This is a genomic window from Desulfobotulus alkaliphilus (assembly GCF_007830435.1).
Lineage (GTDB): Bacteria > Desulfobacterota > Desulfobacteria > Desulfobacterales > ASO4-4 > Desulfobotulus > Desulfobotulus alkaliphilus.
This window is the reverse complement of sequence record NZ_VLLC01000014.1, coordinates 38,859-56,734: the sequence shown is the minus strand read 5'-3', so window position 1 is coordinate 56,734 and position 17,876 is coordinate 38,859. Positions and strand designations below refer to the sequence as shown.

At 51.9% G+C, this 17,876-nt stretch carries 15 protein-coding genes; 3 read left to right on the top strand and 12 right to left on the bottom strand.

Annotated features, from left to right (window positions below):
- Positions 1 to 18 precede the first annotated feature (18 nt).
- A complete protein-coding gene (guaB, locus tag LZ24_RS09975; protein ID WP_144685059.1) occupies positions 19 to 1,482 on the bottom strand; it encodes an IMP dehydrogenase in 1,464 nt (487 codons plus the stop codon).
- Positions 1,483 to 1,934: 452 nt separating this feature from the next.
- Here guaB and LZ24_RS09970 point away from each other — a divergent pair, with 452 nt between their 5' ends.
- Positions 1,935 to 2,543 carry an L-threonylcarbamoyladenylate synthase gene (locus tag LZ24_RS09970; RefSeq protein ID WP_144685057.1) on the top strand — a complete coding sequence of 203 codons (609 nt, stop codon included), beginning with the start codon at positions 1,935 to 1,937 and terminating at the stop codon, positions 2,541 to 2,543.
- On the opposite strand, the gene sppA is transcribed toward LZ24_RS09970, so the two are convergent.
- From sppA to LZ24_RS09915, 11 genes are all read right to left on the bottom strand, one after another.
- A complete protein-coding gene (sppA, locus tag LZ24_RS09965; protein WP_144685055.1) occupies positions 2,538 to 3,437 on the bottom strand; it encodes a signal peptide peptidase SppA in 900 nt (299 codons plus the stop codon). The two genes, LZ24_RS09970 and sppA, sit on opposite strands and share 6 nt — an antisense overlap.
- A gap of 153 nt (positions 3,438 to 3,590) precedes the next feature.
- Entirely contained in the window at positions 3,591 to 5,354 is a 1,764-nt protein-coding gene (locus LZ24_RS09960; protein WP_144685053.1) for a 30S ribosomal protein S1, read from the bottom strand.
- A 105-nt stretch (positions 5,355 to 5,459) separates the two neighbouring features.
- Positions 5,460 to 6,143: a (d)CMP kinase gene (gene cmk, locus LZ24_RS09955; RefSeq protein WP_144685051.1), complete on the bottom strand. Its 684-nt coding sequence runs from the start codon at positions 6,141 to 6,143 to the stop codon at positions 5,460 to 5,462.
- Between the two features lie 484 nt (positions 6,144 to 6,627).
- Positions 6,628 to 7,737 carry a histidinol-phosphate transaminase gene (hisC, locus tag LZ24_RS09950; RefSeq protein ID WP_144685117.1) on the bottom strand — a complete coding sequence of 370 codons (1,110 nt, stop codon included), beginning with the start codon at positions 7,735 to 7,737 and terminating at the stop codon, positions 6,628 to 6,630.
- Positions 7,738 to 7,993: 256 nt separating this feature from the next.
- On the bottom strand, positions 7,994 to 8,467 hold the full coding sequence (locus tag LZ24_RS09945; protein ID WP_246118574.1) for a response regulator: 474 nt from the start codon (positions 8,465 to 8,467) through the stop codon (positions 7,994 to 7,996).
- Complete coding sequence (locus LZ24_RS09940) at positions 8,457 to 8,960, bottom strand: chemotaxis protein CheW (RefSeq protein WP_144685049.1); 504 nt, start codon at positions 8,958 to 8,960, stop codon at positions 8,457 to 8,459. The genes LZ24_RS09945 and LZ24_RS09940 overlap by 11 nt, the downstream gene beginning before the upstream one ends.
- On the bottom strand, positions 8,953 to 11,625 hold the full coding sequence (locus tag LZ24_RS09935) for a methyl-accepting chemotaxis protein (RefSeq protein WP_144685047.1): 2,673 nt from the start codon (positions 11,623 to 11,625) through the stop codon (positions 8,953 to 8,955). Before LZ24_RS09935 ends, LZ24_RS09940 begins: the two co-directional genes overlap by 8 nt.
- A gap of 4 nt (positions 11,626 to 11,629) precedes the next feature.
- Positions 11,630 to 13,756 carry a chemotaxis protein CheA gene (locus LZ24_RS09930; RefSeq protein WP_144685045.1) on the bottom strand — a complete coding sequence of 709 codons (2,127 nt, stop codon included), beginning with the start codon at positions 13,754 to 13,756 and terminating at the stop codon, positions 11,630 to 11,632.
- 1 nt (position 13,757) lies between these two features.
- Complete coding sequence (locus tag LZ24_RS09925; protein WP_144685043.1) at positions 13,758 to 14,138, bottom strand: response regulator; 381 nt, start codon at positions 14,136 to 14,138, stop codon at positions 13,758 to 13,760.
- Between the two features lie 12 nt (positions 14,139 to 14,150).
- Positions 14,151 to 14,429, bottom strand: a complete 279-nt coding sequence (locus tag LZ24_RS09920; RefSeq protein WP_186443053.1) for an STAS domain-containing protein — start codon at positions 14,427 to 14,429, stop codon at positions 14,151 to 14,153.
- A gap of 8 nt (positions 14,430 to 14,437) precedes the next feature.
- Entirely contained in the window at positions 14,438 to 14,848 is a 411-nt protein-coding gene (locus LZ24_RS09915) for a response regulator (protein ID WP_144685039.1), read from the bottom strand.
- A 138-nt stretch (positions 14,849 to 14,986) separates the two neighbouring features.
- Here LZ24_RS09915 and LZ24_RS09910 point away from each other — a divergent pair, with 138 nt between their 5' ends.
- Together LZ24_RS09910 and LZ24_RS09905 are read left to right on the top strand one after the other, a co-directional pair.
- A complete protein-coding gene (locus LZ24_RS09910; protein WP_144685037.1) occupies positions 14,987 to 16,177 on the top strand; it encodes an exo-beta-N-acetylmuramidase NamZ family protein in 1,191 nt (396 codons plus the stop codon).
- A gap of 514 nt (positions 16,178 to 16,691) precedes the next feature.
- A complete protein-coding gene (locus LZ24_RS09905) occupies positions 16,692 to 17,642 on the top strand; it encodes a YbgA family protein (RefSeq protein WP_144685035.1) in 951 nt (316 codons plus the stop codon).
- Positions 17,643 to 17,876 lie beyond the last annotated feature (234 nt).

Below are 17,876 nucleotides of genomic sequence, written 5' to 3'. Positions count from 1 at the left end.
AAAAAAAACGAATACCTGTCAGTCTACACGATAGTTGGGAGCTTCCTTGGTGATGATAACATCATGGACATGACTTTCACGCAGACCTGCCGCTGTCATGCGGATAAAGCGTGCCTTTTCCCGAAGCTCTTCAATGTTGTGGGAACCGACATAGCCCATGCCGGCCTTGAGGCCACCTACCAGCTGGTAAATATTTTCTGCAACGGTTCCCCGGTAGGGAACCTTGCCCACAATGCCTTCGGGAACCAGCTTGTCGTCTTCTTCCTCATCTCCCAGATAATACCGGTCCTTGCTGCCCTTTTTCATGGCCTCCAGAGAACCCATGCCCCTGTACACCTTATAGGTCCGGCCCTGATACAAAATGGTTTCTCCGGGGCTTTCCTCGGTGCCTGCCAGAAGCCCGCCAAGCATAACGCAATGGGCTCCGGCACCAATGGCTTTAATCAGATCACCGGAAAACTTGATGCCACCATCGGCAATAAGGGGTACACCATGCTTGTTTGCTGCTGCACAGCAGTTCATGATGGCGGAAAGCTGGGGAACCCCCACACCGGCGACAATGCGGGTAGTACAGATGGAACCGGGACCGATCCCCACCTTCACCGCATCCACGCCTGCTTCAATGAGGGCTTCAGCCCCCTTACCCGTTGCCACATTGCCTGCAATGAGCTGGCACCTGGGAAAGGCTGCCTTGATGGTCCGGACGGCATCCATGACATTTTTTGAATGCCCGTGGGAAGTATCAATGCAAAGGACATCCACACCGGCCTTAATCAGGGCTTCGGTGCGTTCCATCATATCTGCCCCCACCCCAACGGCGGCACCGACACGCAGCCTGCCCATGGCATCCTTGCAGGCATGGGGATATTTTTTTATTTTTTCAATGTCCTTGATGGTAATCATGCCCGTGAGGCGACCGTCCTTATCCACCACAAGGAGTTTTTCTATGCGGTGCTGGTGAAGCTTCTCCTTGGATTCCTCAAGGGTGATGCCTTCCTGAACGGTAACGAGATTTTCAGAGGTCATGACCGAGCTTACGGGCCGGGTCATGTCCGTTTCAAAACGCAGATCCCGGTTGGTAACAATCCCTGCCAGCTTATCGCCATCCACCACGGGCACACCGGAAATCCGGTACCGGCTCATGAGCTTGAGCACATCCCCTATCTGGGCCCCCGGTGAAATGGTGACAGGATCCACGATCATGCCGCTTTCAGATTTTTTTACCTGATCCACTTCCCGGACCTGTTCCTCAATGGTCAGGTTTCTGTGGATAATACCCATGCCTCCTGTACGGGCCATGCTGATGGCGGTCAGGGATTCTGTTACCGTATCCATGGCTGCGGAAATGATGGGAACATTGAGGGTGATTTCACGGGTCAGACGGGTGGAAACATCACAGTCACTGGGTACCACATCGGAATAATTGGGTAAAAGAAGTACATCATCAAAGGAAAAGGCTTCTTCGGGTGGCGCAATTATCATGGATTCCTCCGGAGTCGGTGGGTCAAAACGCTTGTGGCGCAGGAGCACGCCCGTGCACGGGTGATGTCGGACGTGATTTCGGATATAGGGGCGGCCGGTGGGTAAAACCCTGACCGGCCGTCAAAACAGAGAAACCGACCACAGACTGCAGGGCCGGTCCAAAAGTGGGCGTATAACTAACAAACTCAGGGGCATTGTGCAAGGTGTAAAAAGGTTTCCGGATATAAGATAACCTCTCGCCCCTACAGAGCCCATCGGCTTCCTTTCTGATCATCAGATACTGCATGTTTTTATGCTCACCATATTAAAGAAAAAAAACATGATATAAAAGTATAAAGTTGTGTTGTATGATTTTATTCTGTAGGTTCCACTCCATACTGGAAACGGGTATGAAATGAATTTTGCCCTACAGGGCAGTGATACTGCAAAAGGGCATAAAAGGAGAATTTTCCATGCTGATCACCATGCACCCGGAAACACCGCACACACGGCAGATTCATCAGGTTGTGGAATGCCTGAAAAGTGGCGGCGTGATTATTTACCCCACGGATACCCATTATGGCATGGGATGTGACATCCAGAATAAAAAAGCCATTGAACGCATTTATCAGATCCGCCAGAAAGACAAAAAGCAACCCTTCAGCTTCATATGCCCCGACTTAACGGATATCAGCCGCTATGCCAAGGTACACAATGCGGCTTACCGTGTATTAAAACGTCTTCTGCCGGGACCCTATACCTTTATTCTCGAAGGCACAAAGGAAGTCCCGAAAATGATGCTCACAAAGAGAAAAACCGCTGGCATAAGGGTTCCGGATCATGTCATTGCCCAGACCCTTGTAAGGGAGCTGGGCAACCCCATCATTTCAACCACGGCCGCAAGATCAGGGGAAGAGCTGGAAACCGATGCCAGCCTTCTCCATGAGATCTTCGGATCCATGGTGGATATGGTCATTGACGGCGGACCCGTTCCCGGCATTCCCTCCAGCGTCATTGATCTTTCCGGAGAGATACCGGAAGTGCTGCGGGAGGGACTTGGGGATGTAAGCGAGTTTTTATAAACCCTGCTGCATTCCCGGTGTCCACAGGTATCCTCCGGTGAACCCCATTTTTCTGTCCATGGCATTCACCAGAGACTGGGCACCCCCGTCAATAATATCCCAGAGCCATGAACGCTCCCGCTCCGGATAAACGGCCACCCATTTATCCGGATCAATTCCAGCCTTTTCCGCTGCCCAGGAAAGGGCATCCTCAAAATTACCCAGACGATCCACCAGACCCAGCTCCATGGCTTCCTCACCGGCATAGATTCTGCCATCCGCCAGAGTTGCAACGGTATTTTCTTCCATGTCCCTGCCAGTGGCCACATCCCTGACAAACTGCCTGTGCATCCGGTCCACCAGTGCCTGAAGAATATCCCTGTCTTCAGAGCTGAGATCCTTCACAGGAGAAGCCATGTCCTTATGTTCTCCGCTTTTGATAACAACGGACTGAAGACCGATCCTTTCGGCAAGTTCACGAAAATTCGTATAGCCAAGGATCACACCGATGCTGCCCGTTACGGTTCCGGCATTGGCCATGATGCCGTCGGTGGCTGCGGCCACATAATATCCGCCGGATGCGGCAACGGAGCCGAAACTGGCTATAACCGGCTTCTCTTTTCTGGCCATCTGCAGGGCCCTGTAAATTTCCTGGGAAGGCCCCACACCGCCACCGGGAGAATCCACCCGCAGGACAATGGCCCTGATCTTTTCATTGTCACGAAATTTTCTTATATCTTCCAGGATCTGACTGCTGTCCATGATGGGACCGTAAAGCTCCACCACGCCAATGCTTTCACCCTGGACCTCGGATTTTGTCATTGCCGTACCCAGACGCATCAGCATACTGCTGCCCGTAACCATGGCCGTCATGAGAAGGATAAAAAACAGGTAGGGATGTCTGCGGGAGAACATGAAAATACCTTCCTCCGTGAATGTCAAAAAGAGTATAAAAAAGGAGCGTCTGTTTCCGGCATGGCAATTCCATGGCCGTTCATACGCTCCTTCCACTGCAACAAAAAAGCCCGGAACCATCTGAAAGGGATGATTCCGGGCTTTTCATTTTATTTACTGATCCTTGTATTTCGCCTCAAGGCTTTCCTTCAGGCTCTCTCCAAGGGAGGAAGTCGGCTTGCTGCCGCCGTCCATGTTTTTCAGGTACTCACTCATGATGGCTTCATCATCGTCCATATCCAGTCTTTTAATGGAAAGGCCGATACGACGCTCATCGGAGTTGATGTTCATTACCTTTGCCGTGATGGGGTCACCCACCTTAAAGGCTTCGGAAGGGGTTTTTACCTTTTCCGTGCTGATTTCAGAAATGTGTACCAGCCCTTCAATACCCTCTTCCAGTTCCACAAAGATACCAAAATCGGTGATATTGGTAATGTTACCACTGATCTCAGTACCTACGGCATAGCGTTCTTCCACACTCTTCCAGGGATCATCATGGGTCTGCTTGATTCCCAGAGAGAAGCGTTCATTTTCCTTGTCAATATCCAGAACCACAGCCTGCACCGTATCCCCCTTCTTGTACACCTCGGAAGGATGCTTGATGCGCTTGGTCCAGGAGATATCGGAAATATGTACAAGACCGTCGATGTCATCATCAATGCCGATGAAAAGACCGAAGTCCGTAATATTCTTAATCTTGCCCTCAATGATGGTTCCCACGGGATATTTTTCGCTGATAACCTCCCAGGGGTTGGTCATCACCTGCTTCATCCCTAAAGAGATGCGGCGGCTGTCGGGCTTGATGTCAAGAACCATGGCGTCCACCACTTCTCCCACGGTGAGAACCTTGGAAGGATGACGGATTTTACGGGTCCATGACATTTCAGAAACATGGATCAGGCCTTCAATGCCCTCTTCCAGTTCCACAAAAGCGCCATAGTCCGTCAGGCTGACAACCTTGCCCTGTACCCGGGTGCTGACGGGGTATTTTTCAGAAGCAATGGTCCAGGGATCCGGCGTAAGCTGCTTCATACCCAGAGACACACGCTCGCGCTCCAGATCGAAGGAAAGCACCTTGATCTTGATCTGATCGCCCACGGAGAACAACTCCGATGGATGCTTGACGCGACCCCAGGAAATGTCTGTGATGTGAAGAAGTCCGTCCACACCGCCCAGATCCACGAACACCCCGTATTCGGTGATGTTCTTGACCACGCCATCCATGACCTTGCCCTCTTCCAGGGCAGACAGGGTCTTGGAACGGGCTTTTTCCCGAACATCCTCAAGAATCACCCGGCGGGAAAGGACAATGTTGCTCCGTTTCCGATTAAACTTGAGCACCTTGAATTCAAAGGATTTACCCACAAGTTCATCCAGGTTGCGTACGGGCCGCAGATCCGCCTGAGAACCGGGAAGAAAGGCCTGAAGACCGATATCGACGGAGAAACCACCCTTGACACGGTTGGTGATAACACCTTCCACCATGCCATCTTCGTCGTAAATCTTCTTGATTTCTTCCCACACCTTGATTTTTTCGGCTTTTTCCTTGGAAAGCACAACCCGCTCTTCTTCTTCGTCCCAGAGCTCAATCATGACTTCCACTTCATCGCCGACGGCAGCCTCTACTTCGCCCGCTTCGTTCTTAAACTCATGGACAGGAATCATCCCTTCGGATTTGTATCCTACATCCACCAGAACAAACTCGCGGTCTACGGAGATGATTTTGCCCTTCACCACCTCGCCTTCGGCGAACCTGCCGAAACTTTCCTCGTACTCGTTGAGAAGTTCTTCCATACTGGGAAGTTCTTCCCCGTCGAATTCAAGGTCATCCATTTCTTCGTAGTCTTCGAAAGCGTCCATGTTGTTACGGTTTCCCATTAAAAGTTATCCCCCTAAGCGTTATTCATGCGCATCCCTGTTTTTCAAGGTTGGCATATCCTGCAATAAATATCAGAAAGCCCCGGAGGATACAAGATAAAATATTCAATCTGATCCAGCACCCGATTTTGCACGGATATGGACCATCATCTGCCCAAGAACCTCATCGATGGAAAAAGCGGAGGCATCAATATATATGGCATCGGAGGCCGCCACGAGGGGGGCCAGATCCCTTCCCGCATCCTGATCATCCCTTTTTTTCATATCTTCCAGAACATCTTCCAGGCTCTGGCCGGAGTTTTCAGGAAGTTCCGCATATCTTCTCCGGGCACGGACGGAAATATCGGCCGTCAGAAAAAATTTGACATCTGCTTCAGGAAAAACCACCGTTCCCATATCCCGGCCTTCAAAAACAACCGCCTTTTCCCTGCCGAGCTGCCGCTGCACTTCCAGAAGCCAGGCCCTGACAAGGGGCAGGGCTGCAACCTTTGATGCAGCCATGGACATGGCCGGTGTACGGATCAGGGATGTAATATCCTCTCCGTCGGCAACAAGTGTCAGTCCGCCAGCGGCATCCCGCACAAGGGAGAGTGTAAGGCTCTGCAGGAAGGAAGAAAGCTCCTTTTCATTGGTCAGATCCACACAGGCTTTTTCTGCGCAAAGGGCAACCCCCCGGTACAGGGCTCCCGTATCCACATAACGATAGGAAAGAAGATCCGAAAGCCTCCGGCTGATGGTGGTTTTTCCTGCACCTGCAGGTCCGTCAATGGTAATGACAATGGGTTCCATAATATCTTTTTTCGCCTCTTTACGTCTAAAAAAATATAGTAGCTCAGCACAGTTTATTCTGAAATTCCAATCTTGTAATTGCAGCAGCTTCTACTGGTGCAAGGCACCCTGACTGTTTGCAAGTGACATTGCAATCGTTTCGGATCAGAGATTCGAAGGCCTGTGCGAAAGAAGCGGCAAACTGTCTGAGCCGCCACAAAGGCAGCGTGCTGAAGCCTGCCATGGTAATAAAAGATTGTATCCTGCCTGTGGCGGGGGGTTTTTTCCGCTTCCGCACAGGGCAAGAAACTCCCGAATAAGATTGCGTCACGGGCAAACAGCCTGGGTGCCTGTGCATCTGCCTGGCAGGTATGGTACCTGGAAAGCTGTACAGAACAGCAACCCACGCCGTGTTGCGGCGTTTTGTCATAAAGTAACTTTTGAAGTTACTCAGAAGTTACAAAAAAAGCACCTTAGGGACAGCCCGGAAGAAAAATCCTGATGTTTATACAGATACTTCCGGAATGTCAGCAAGCACTTCCTTCAGGGCAGAAATAAAAATCTCATTTTCTTCAGGAAGTCCCACAGTGACGCGGATGCAGCGGGGAAATCCGTAGCCATGCATGGACCGTACAATCACACCCTTGCGCAGCATGGCCTCAAAAACAGCCTTGCCTTCCCTTTTCACATCAATAAGAAAAAAATTGGCCTCAGTTTCATGGGCCCTCAGTCCCATTTCTTCCAGACGTGCAAAAAGCCATGTTTTACCATCCCGCACAAGGGCCTTGGTTCTGTTCAAAAAATCCACATCATCCAATGCCGCACATGCCGCAGCCTGGGCCAGCAGATTCACGTTAAAGGGCTGGCGGACCCTGTGCAGCCACTGGGCCACTTCCTTTGCCATCACACCATAGCCCACACGGATACCCGCCAGACCGTAAGCCTTGGAAAAGGTTCTCAGGATCAGAAGATTGGGATATTCCTCCAGAAGAGAAATGCCCGAATAAAATTTATCCTCCGCAACAAACTCCACATAGGCTTCATCCAGCAGCACGAGAACGGAAGGGGGAATGGCATTCAGAAAGGCCCGCATCTTATCCTGCGGAATAAAACGGCCCGTGGGATTGTTGGGATTGGTAACAAAGACCATGCGGGTATCCGCATCCACTGCTGCGGCCATGGCATCCAGAGCAATATCCATCCCATCAAGATTCACAGGTACGGCAACACCCCCTGCGGTTTTCACCAGAATATCATACATGAGAAAGGCCGGGTGCGGCATGACGGCTTTGTCACCGGTGCGCATGAAGGCACGGACAGCCATGGCAATGACATCATCGGAACCATTTCCCGTAACAAGCGATCCTTCTTCAACGCCCAGATGCCGGGCCAGAGCGGCTGTCAGATAATAGGCAGACCCGTCGGGGTAACGGTGCAGCCTGCCCATGGCCTGCTGCATGGCCTCAAGGGCCATGGGTGAAGCGCCCAGGGCGTTCTCATTGGAAGCCAGCTTCACAATCCCGGAAAGCCCGTATTCCCGCTCCAGCTCTTCTATGGGTTTTCCGGGAACATAGGGAGCAATGGCACGGATAAAATCCGGTACAACAGGTTCCATGACACCATCCTTCACAATCATAATTATATCCCAATTAGTAACTATTCAGCATGGGCTTCCTGACTTTTGCAATCTTCTAAAATATTTATAAAAAGCCAATGAACAAGGTGCTTTTTACAGCTTTTTGCCCTCACCCCTGCCCCCTCTCCCAGAGGGAGAGGGGAAATCTGCTGAATATTTACCCCAATCAAAAAAAACAGCCGCCTGCATCTTTACTAAAGATACAGCGACCATCCCACTGTTCATAGAGAATCAATTAAAATGAAGTCACAGGTTTGTCAATCTGCGGCACAGAAGCCAGCTCCCCTCCCTTGCCAGCCGCCGCATGGATGGCATTGAGAATCCGCATACTCACCGCACTCATGGTAACGGCATCCTCCACACCCGGTTTTGCAATAATATCAAGGGCACCAAGGGCAAGGGCTTCCCTGGCAAGGGCATCCCCCCGTCCTTCGATGTGAGCGGAACAGACAATGACCGGCAGAGGATGCTGGGCCATGATACGTTTTAAAAATTTCAATCCGTTCATACGGGGCATTTCCACATCCAGCAAAATGACATCCGGGGTTTCCCTGCGGATTTTTTCCACTGCACTATAGGCATCCGTGGCTGTTTCCACCCTGACGATGGCAGGATCTTTTTCCAGAATGCTCTGCAGCATTCTTCTGGAAAGGGCAGAATCATCCACAATCAGCACCCGGAGTCCTTCGTCCCTTTTTTCATGCATCATCCCTGTCTCCCGCATCCCTGTTCTTCTGGGCCCTGTGCACATCCCCAAGCTCCGAACGGGTGAAAACCTTTTCTATATTTAAAAACAGCAGCACTTTTTCTTCAACCAGAGTCATGGCGTCAAGAAAATCCAGGGGAATAAGGGTTCCAATCTCCGGTGGCGGGGTCAGTGCCGACGCTTCAAAACCCAGCACACTGTCCACGCCGTCCACACGGATGCCTGCAAGGAGGCTTTTTCCCTCAAAGGGAATAAACACCACAACCACGGCATTTTCGGGTGTTGGGGGTGTTTCTTCCAGTCCAAATTTTTTTTTAAGATCCACCACGGGTACAATCCGGCCCCTTAAGTTCATGACACCGTCCAGAAAATCCGGGGTTCTGGGAATCTTTGTGACACGGATATCCTGCAGAACCTCCTGCACAACCTCTATGGGGAGGGCAAACATGACATCCAGAAGATAAAAGGTAAGACACTGGCGCTTTTGATCATTCATGGCGGAAATCCTTTTCAGCAGGACGGAATTCCTCGTCTCCCATGCCCCAGTCTGAATCAAAATCCGTCATTTTTTCCGGGGAAGCCTTCAGGGGCTGGCCATAGGTAGCCGGGGAACTGACCGCAGGGAAACCACCAGAAAATCCAGACAGATTCCTGTCAGACAGCTTTTTATCTCCGCCTTTTTTTACTTTCTTTTTTTCCCTTTCGGAGCCGTCCCTGAAAAAAGCCATGGCTTCCTGCAGATGAAAGGACTGTTCTTCCATCTGCCCTGCGGAAGCAGCCATTTCCTCTGCCACATGGGCATTCTGCTGAATGATTTCATCGAGCTGCAAAATGGCCTGATTCACCTGACTGACGCCTTCACTCTGCTCCTGACTTGCGGAAGCAATCTGTCTTACAAGGTCTGCAGTCCTTTCAATGGAAGGCACCAGACGCTCCAGCATGACACCTGCTTCATCCGCCTGTGCCACACTGGCCTCAGCAAGGCTGCCAATTTCCCCTGCCGCTTTCTGACTGCGTTCGGCAAGTTTTCTCACCTCGGAAGCCACAACGGCAAAGCCCCTGCCATGCTCCCCTGCCCTGGCCGCTTCAATGGCTGCGTTGAGGGCCAGCAGGTTGGTCTGCCTTGCAATTTCTTCTATCACACTGACACGGCTGGCAATTTCCCGCATATCAAGAACCGTTTTTGCCACGGAATCACCGGATTTTCTCGCCTCTTCCGCTGCTTTACCGGCAATTCCCCTTGTTTCTCTGGCATTGTCCGCATTCTGGCGGATGATGGAACTCATTTCCTCCATGGAAGCAGAACTCTGCTCTGCGGAGGCCGCCTGCTCCGAAGCCCCCTGGGCCACCAGCATGGCCGTCTCCTTCAGCTCCCTGCTGGCCGTTCCCACCTGGTCCGCGGCATGGCGAACCTTGTCCACCACACCGCTGACATTACCCACCATTTCCCTCAAGGCAGCACCAATGGTGTCCCCCTCGGACATACCTTCAAAGGAAGGGTTCAGATCTCCGTCTGAAACGCATCTTGCCAGCTCAGATGTCCTGCGAAGACCCGCAAGCATCTGGTCCATGGCCTGGGACAGACAGCCCAGCTCATCCTTCTGATTCAAACCACAGGAAAGATTATATTGCCCACCTTCTATATTCCTTGCAACCTTTACAAGGGACATCAAAGGTCTGCGAATCACCCGGATCATCACGGCTGCCATAACAAAACCCGCAACCAGAGCAAAAATACCCAGAACACCAAAAAGCCAGCGGGTCTGCCTTGCAGCCTCTGCCATGGCTTCCACGTCTTCTGTATGCACAGCCACGATGTCCCTGAGGCCTTGAAGGCTGAGCAGCATATTTTCAAAAACCGGCATGACGATGATATCAAATCTTTCCCTGGCCTCTGCGGAAGCGCGGTTGTGCCTTGCAAGCTGATGGATCATGGCCCCCATATGGAAATCCAGATCCGCCAGAGCCCCCATGGTTTCAATCTCATAAATGGCCATGGCCCTTTCAACGTCACTGAGATTAATGGCCTCTTCTATGTGACCTGCCGAAGCATACAGCCTTTCCAGGGGGCCTGTGCACGCCCTTAACCCCTCTTCCAGCCCCAGCCCCGCAGGCCAGAGATCTTCTCTCACAAGAAAACGCCCCAAGGCAGAGTCTCCCACGCTCTGCTGCACCTGAAGGGTAAATGGCGTCCCGTCGGAAAATTCCCTTGCCCTCTGCAAAAGGGCCCGGTTTTCTTCAAACAAATAAACCCCCGTACCCAGATACCACCCCCAGGGTTCAAAGTAGCGTACATAACCCAGCTTGGGCACCATCTCTTTGCTGTCATAATGGGGCCACTCATACAGCAGATACCCCTCCCCATGGGCACCCACCTTACGGTTGATGGTTAAAAACAGTTTTTTCAGATATTGATGCTCCTCCCCCAGCTCCATTCCAGCCAGTTCAGGGAAGTAGGGATGACCCACCATGCGGGGCTGCCTGTCATGCACCCAGAAATAATCCCTCATCTCTTCCCCGTAGCGCATGGACATCAGAAGCTTCAGTGCCTTTTCCCTGCCTGCTTCATCACTGAGATCAGGCTCTTCATACGTTGCCCTGGCAATGGATTCCGCCTGAAGCACAACATTTTTCAGCATATCCTGATACCGGAACAGGGAACCCGCTCCCAGGGCCAGTTGCTCCGCCACCTGCTGGCCCCAGACCTGATTCTGCTGTTTAAAAGCCTGAAGCTCCTGCAGAAAATCCGCATGGTCCTTTTTATAGGCATCAAGGGTTTTAAGAAGCTCCCTGTGAAGATCCGCATACTGCCCATCCAGCCTGCTGAAAACCGGCTTCATATCAGGGATGCGCATCTCCATCCATTCCCGTTCTTCGCTTTTCAGCCACTGCCCAAAGGATGTTTTTTCAATTCTTCTGTCCACATATACCGTATCCCCGCCAATGAGATGGGTTCCCACCTTCCTTGAACTCTGCAACAGCTCTACTTCCTTCAGGGCGAGGATACTGTCCATCCGGTTGCCGTCAATGAGGATGTTTCCCCGCTGAACCATGCGGTCAATCCCCAAAAAACCGGTAAGGATCACTGCCGCAAGAAAACAGAGAACAAGGCCGAATGCCAGCCCCAGCTTGGTAGCTATACTCAGATCTTTCCACTGCATGGACCTATCCTTTCCCCTCAGCCTGTTTCAGGGATGCCTCACCTGTTTTCGCCGTATTTTTCCCGGATGCCTCTGCACAGGCCCTCCGCCAGAGCCCCTGCACATCCAGAACAAATGCAATGTCACCATCTCCCATCACAGTGGCACCGGCAATGCCGTCCTGCCTGTCATACCAGTCTCCCATGGATTTAATCACCACCTGCTGCGTACCCGCAAGGGCATCCACCACAAGCCCGAAAAAACCCGACTCCGACCGAACCACCACCACATGGGCATCCTGAAGCTGACGGGATCTGATTCTAAAAAAATCCCTGAGAAACACATAGGATACGGGCCGGTTACGGAGATAAATCCAGCGTTGATCCCCTTCTTTTACAGGATAAGACCCCATAAAATCCATACAGGTTTCCACCTGTGTAATGGGCAGGGCAAAAAGCCCTTCCCCCACACGAACCATGAGACATTCCACAATGGCAAGGGTCAGGGGCAGTGAGAGTACTATTTTTGTCCCTTTCTGCGCCTGACTTTCTATGGCAATACGCCCTGAAATGGACTCAATCTGCCGCCGGACCACATCCATGCCCACACCACGGCCCGATACCTTGCCTACGGCAGTGGAGGTGGAAAGTCCCGGATGAAAAACAAGGGCATCTATTTCAGAAGGCGAAAGCAGCTCCCCTTCCCGCACAAGCTTTCTTTTTCTGGCCTTTTCCAGCACCGCATCCCGGTCAATTCCCCGGCCATCGTCAAAAACACAGATCTCCACCCGGCCTTCTGCGGCAGCGGCAGCAAGGCGCAGGGTGCCCGTTGCAGGCTTTCCTTTTTCCAAGCGCTCTTCGGGCAGCTCAATCCCATGATCCAGTGCATTGCGCACCAGATGCACAAGGGGCTCTCCCAGTCCGTCAATCAGCGCCTTATCCAGCTCCGTCTCACCGCCTGTCACCTCAAAGTTTACTTCCTTGCCAAGTTCCTGACAAAGATCCCGGACCAGCCTCCGGAAGCGGTTGAAGGTGGCGGCAATGGGGGTCATTCTGAGATTCAGCACACAGTCCTTCAGGTTCAGGGCGATGAGATCCAGCCCTTCCAGGGATTCCTCCAGTTCCGGAATCTTCAGGGTTCTTCCCAGTTCTTTCAGGCGGGCCTGCTGCATGACCAGCTCGCCCACAAGATTCATCAGGGTATCCAGTCTCGGTGCTGCAATGCGGATATCCTCACTGTCCGGATGGGGATGGTCTGCGGATTTCCCGGAAGATACCATCCCATTGGCTGCAGGCGGCGATGGGCTATCTTTCTTCTCATCAGAAAGCTCCTTCTGAACCATGACCCTTTCTGAAGAGTCCCCGTCTGAAAAATCCTCACCTGAAGAATCTCCATGCCCTTTTATTGTTTGCGGTATTACCCTTTCAGTTAAGGCATCTTCCCTGGTGGTGCTTTCAGAATCCTCACTCCCAAAAGGCCTGATGCGGACATCGCTGTCTTCGGATACAAAAAGAAACACTTCTTCTATGTCTTCATCCTTAGCATCCGTTTCCAGCACCATATCAAAGGCAAGGCTGCATTGTTCAGGGTTCAGGGATGCCAGATCCGGCACATCTTCCCCTTTGAATCTGACCTCAAGCCTCCCCAGCTCCCGCAGCTCTTCCAGCACCATGGCAGGATCCATGCCCGACTTGAATATATCCGTAAAAGGCCTGAAAAAAACAGAAACCTTACGAAGACCGGAAGCATCTGCACCTTTTTCCAGATCCGCAAGGGCCCCGGCCATATCCTTCAGCAGGGGGGCATCATCCCCTTCATCTTCCCCTTGGGATTCGGCAAGGACCCGCAAACGGTCCGTCACCCTTAAAACCAGAGAAATCAGCCTGCGATCCGGCTGGATTTCCAGCTCCCGGACCCTTTCTATAAGGTTTTCCAGCTCATGGGCCAGCTCCGCAAGGGGGATAAGACCAAACATGGCACCGGAGCCCTTCAGGGTATGTACGGCACGAAAGAGGCGGTGTACGGCATCGCCCCCCCCTGTGCCGGATTCCAGATCCAGCACAGCCGACTCTATCTGCATAAAGAGATCGGCAGCCTCACTGCGGAAAACCGCATCCAGTTCCTTTCTAAGGTCTGCATCCACATCCATCATATCAGACTCCCGGAACACCGATAAAGCGGCGGATCATCCTTTGAAGAGCCTCCGGCCTGAAGGGTTTTTCTATCCATGCAGAGGCTCCTGCACGGCGGGCCTCCTTCCTTTTTTCCGGCTCCTGAGGACTGGTGAATATAATAACAGGTATAAAGCGAAGGGTCCCATGGGAACGTACCCGCTCAATGAACTCCAGCCCGTTCATCACCGGCATATGCAGATCCGTTACCACCAGATCCGGAAAGGGCGGCTCTTCCAGCCGGATCAAGGCTTCTCTGCCATCACAGGCTTCTTCCACAAGATATCCGGCCTTTGTCAGGGAAAAACGCACCAGCATGCGTATGCTGGGGGCATCATCCACCACAAGCACCCTTTTTTCCATACAATATTCCCGTCAGCGCCGGATCATGGGGGAAAGATCCATACCAATGCGGGATGCCGCATCCAGAACCGGTGTTCCGGGAACCAGATATAAAGCAATCCCCCTTTCCCCACAGGTCCGGTAAAAAGAGAAAAGAAGCTGAAGAAAAGCCGTATCACAGCGGGTGGCAGCACTGCAGTCCAGCACAGGAGGGGAAGCCTTTTCCAGCATCTCCAGCATGCGCTTTTTCAGTTCTGCCACCTCATAGATGGTTAAAGGACCATCCAGCACACAGGTTTCGGACACTTCCACAGGCCTCCTCACATACCCTGTCCGGGTTCCGGGCCACCGCCCACAAGATGCCGGTGGTATTTAATGGCATTGCGTATTTCCATGAGCAGTTCCGCATCATCCCATGGTTTTTTCAAAAAAACATTCACGGTCCATGAATCAAGCCCGCCCACTGCCACATCCACATCGGCATAGGCGGTCAACATGATACGAACGGTCTCAGGGGCCAGATCCCTTACCTTTCCCAACAGCTCAAGGCCCGTCATCCGGGGCATGCGCTGGTCCGAAACCACAACCCATGGCCGGGCATCCATGATGGCATCAAGGGCTTCCAGAGGATTTTCAAAGGTATGAATCTCATAGACCTCATTTCGAAAAAGGCGGCGGAGACTCTGAAGAATGCGGGGTTCATCATCTACAAAAAAGATACAAGGATTCATGGGGGGCACCTGAACAGTGTCTTATGGGAGGAAATATCTTGCCAAAGAAGGCCTTGTTTGCAACTTATTCTGATTTGTAGCACAATCAAAGTCCAAGGCAAAGGCATAATCCAGCCCACCTGTATTTTCGGAGAAACCATGACACAGACAGGACTTGAAAATCTTCTGAAAAATCCCCCTGCTTTTCTTAAAAACAAGAAACTGGGGCTTCTGGCCAACCCCGCTTCCATCGGTCCGGATTTTACCCATGCAAAGGATCTGATCCACCGGCGTTTTCCCGGCCAGCTCTCTGCCCTTTTTTCTCCGCAGCATGGTTTTTTTGCGGAAAAACAGGACAACATGATTGAGTCGGATCACAGCCATGACAGGGTGCTGGGCATACCTGTTTTCAGCCTTTACGGGGAAACCCGCATCCCCACAAAGGAAATGCTGGCCCACATCGATATCCTGCTTGTGGATATTCAGGATGTGGGCACAAGGGTATACACTTTCATACACACCCTGGCCCTGTGCATGGAAGCCGCACGGGATGCGGATGTTTCCATACTGGTACTGGACCGGCCCAACCCCGTATCCGGCATGAAGGTGGAAGGCAATGTCCTCGAGCCGGAATATGCCTCCTTTGTAGGCCTTTATCCCATTCCCATGCGCCACGGACTGACCATCGGTGAGTATGCCCTGATGATCAATAAAAGGTTTGACATCGCTGCCAGTCTGGCCGTGGTTCCCATGACCGGATGGCAGCGTGAGATGTTTTTCAAAGACACCGGCCTCCCCTGGGTACTGCCCTCACCCAATATGCCCACACCGGAAACGGCTCTGGTATACCCCGGACAGGTTCTCTGGGAAGGAAGCAATCTCTCCGAAGGCCGCGGCACAACAAAGCCCTTTGAATTTTTCGGTGCGCCCTGGCTGGATACGGATGCCATTATCAGAAAAATCCCCGAAGATGCCCTTGGGGGCAGTGTTCTGAGGCCCGTCATTTTTGAACCCACATCGGGCAAGCAGGCGGGACAGGCCTGCAGAGGATTCCAGATCCATGTAACCTCACCCGAAAAACACAACTCCTGCTATCAGAGCCTCTGTCTTCTGAAGGCCGTCATGGAAAGGCACCCAAATAATTTCTCCTTTAAAAATCCCCCCTATGAATACGAAAACGAGATGCTCCCCATGGATATGATACTGGGAAGCAAACGGCTGAGGGAAGCCATCAGCGCCGGTGAAAGTGTTGCAGAACTCCGGAATAACTGGCTGGAAGCAAAAAGAGACTATTGCAGGCAGGCAGAAGAATTTCTGCTGTATGGACCCAAAACATCCTTTGACTTTTGATATCATCTTAAATTGTAATTATTCAGCACAGTTTATTTTAAACTGACAATGCTGTAATTACAGCAGCATCGTACTGTTGCAAGGCTCCGTGGCTATTTGCAAGTGACATTGCAATCGTTTCGGATTAGAGCTTTGTCCTGCACTCAAGCCATAAACCCAGAGCCTGCGATGAAAACAAAGGGCTTTTGCAAGCTTGAGTGCCGGAGTGCTATAAAAGCGGCAAACTGTCTGAGCCGCCACAAAGGCAGCGTTCTTAAGCCTGCCATGGTAATCAAAAAGCTTATCCTGCCTGTGGCGGCGAGTTTTTGCCGCTTCCGCACAGGGCAAGAAGCTCCCGAATCCGGCACTCAAGACCCATAGGCATTTTTGCTCCCGTAAAGGGCTTGAGCTTTTCAGCTTGAGTGCCGGATTGCGTCACAGGCAAATAGCCTGGGGCCTGTGCATCTGTCTTGCAACTATGGTACTTGGAAAACTGTGCTGAATAATTACCTTAAATTTTATAAAGGAGTACACCATGCCCCAGACCATCACCCTTGGTATCAGCTCCTGTCTTCTGGGAAACAATGTCCGGTATGACGGTGGACACCAGAGAGATCCCTACCTCATCCATACCCTGGGCCAGTATGTGGAATATGTGCCTGTCTGCCCTGAGGTGGAGTGCGGTATGCCCATCCCAAGGGAATCCCTGCGCCTTGTGGGAAACCCGGAAAATCCCCGTCTCATCACCCGTAAAAGCGGAGAAGACCATACGCAGAAGATGCAGGAATGGGCCGCCGGACGTCTGGACAGGCTGGAAGAAAAAGATCTCTGTGGTTTTATTTTTAAGTCAAAATCCCCAAGTTCCGGCATGGAGAGGGTCAAGGTTTACAGTGAGACAGGCAATGCAGCCACAAAAAACGGGGTGGGAATTTTTGCAAAGGCTTTCATGCAACGATTCCCCCTGATTCCTGTGGAAGAGGATGGCAGACTGCATGACCCTGTGCTTCGTGAAAACTTCATCATACGAATTTTTGCCCTGACCCGATGGCGCAGGGCAAGGCAGAACATGAAGCAGGGTGATCTGGTGGCCTTTCATACGGATAACAAACTGCTGATTCTCGGCCACAGCCCGGAGCATTACAGGGAAATGGGAAAGCTGGTGGCAAAGGGAAAGGAACTGGAAAGGGAAAGCCTCTTCCGGGAATATGAAAAACTTCTGCTGACAGCTTTGTCGCGGAAAAGTACCCGAAAAAAAAACACCAATGTGCTACAGCACATGCTGGGATACTTCAAACGCCTGCTTCCGGATGCGGAACGCCATGAACTCCTTGACATCATCACCCGCTATCACGATGGTCAGCTCCCCCTGGTTGTGCCCATCACCCTGTTCAGCCACCATGTCCGTAAATATGATGTGGCATATCTGGCCCGGCAGAGCTATCTCAACCCTCATCCCGCAGAGCTCGCCCTGCGTAACCATGTGTAGCAATAAGCAAAAGACCAGCTCTTTTTACTCAAAGGCCTCACCGCCCTTATAAGGCAATCCGCCCCGACATGTGGGGTTCGCCGATAACCAGCCGCGCGTCTTCCTGGAAAGCAAATTTTGAGCGGGGCTGACCGAAAATCAAGCGGTTTCCTGCCTCAAGCAACTTGCACCCTACCCACACCAAAGGCTCTTGTAGTCATTGTGCCTGCGGTTCGGGAACAGACACTGTGGAGG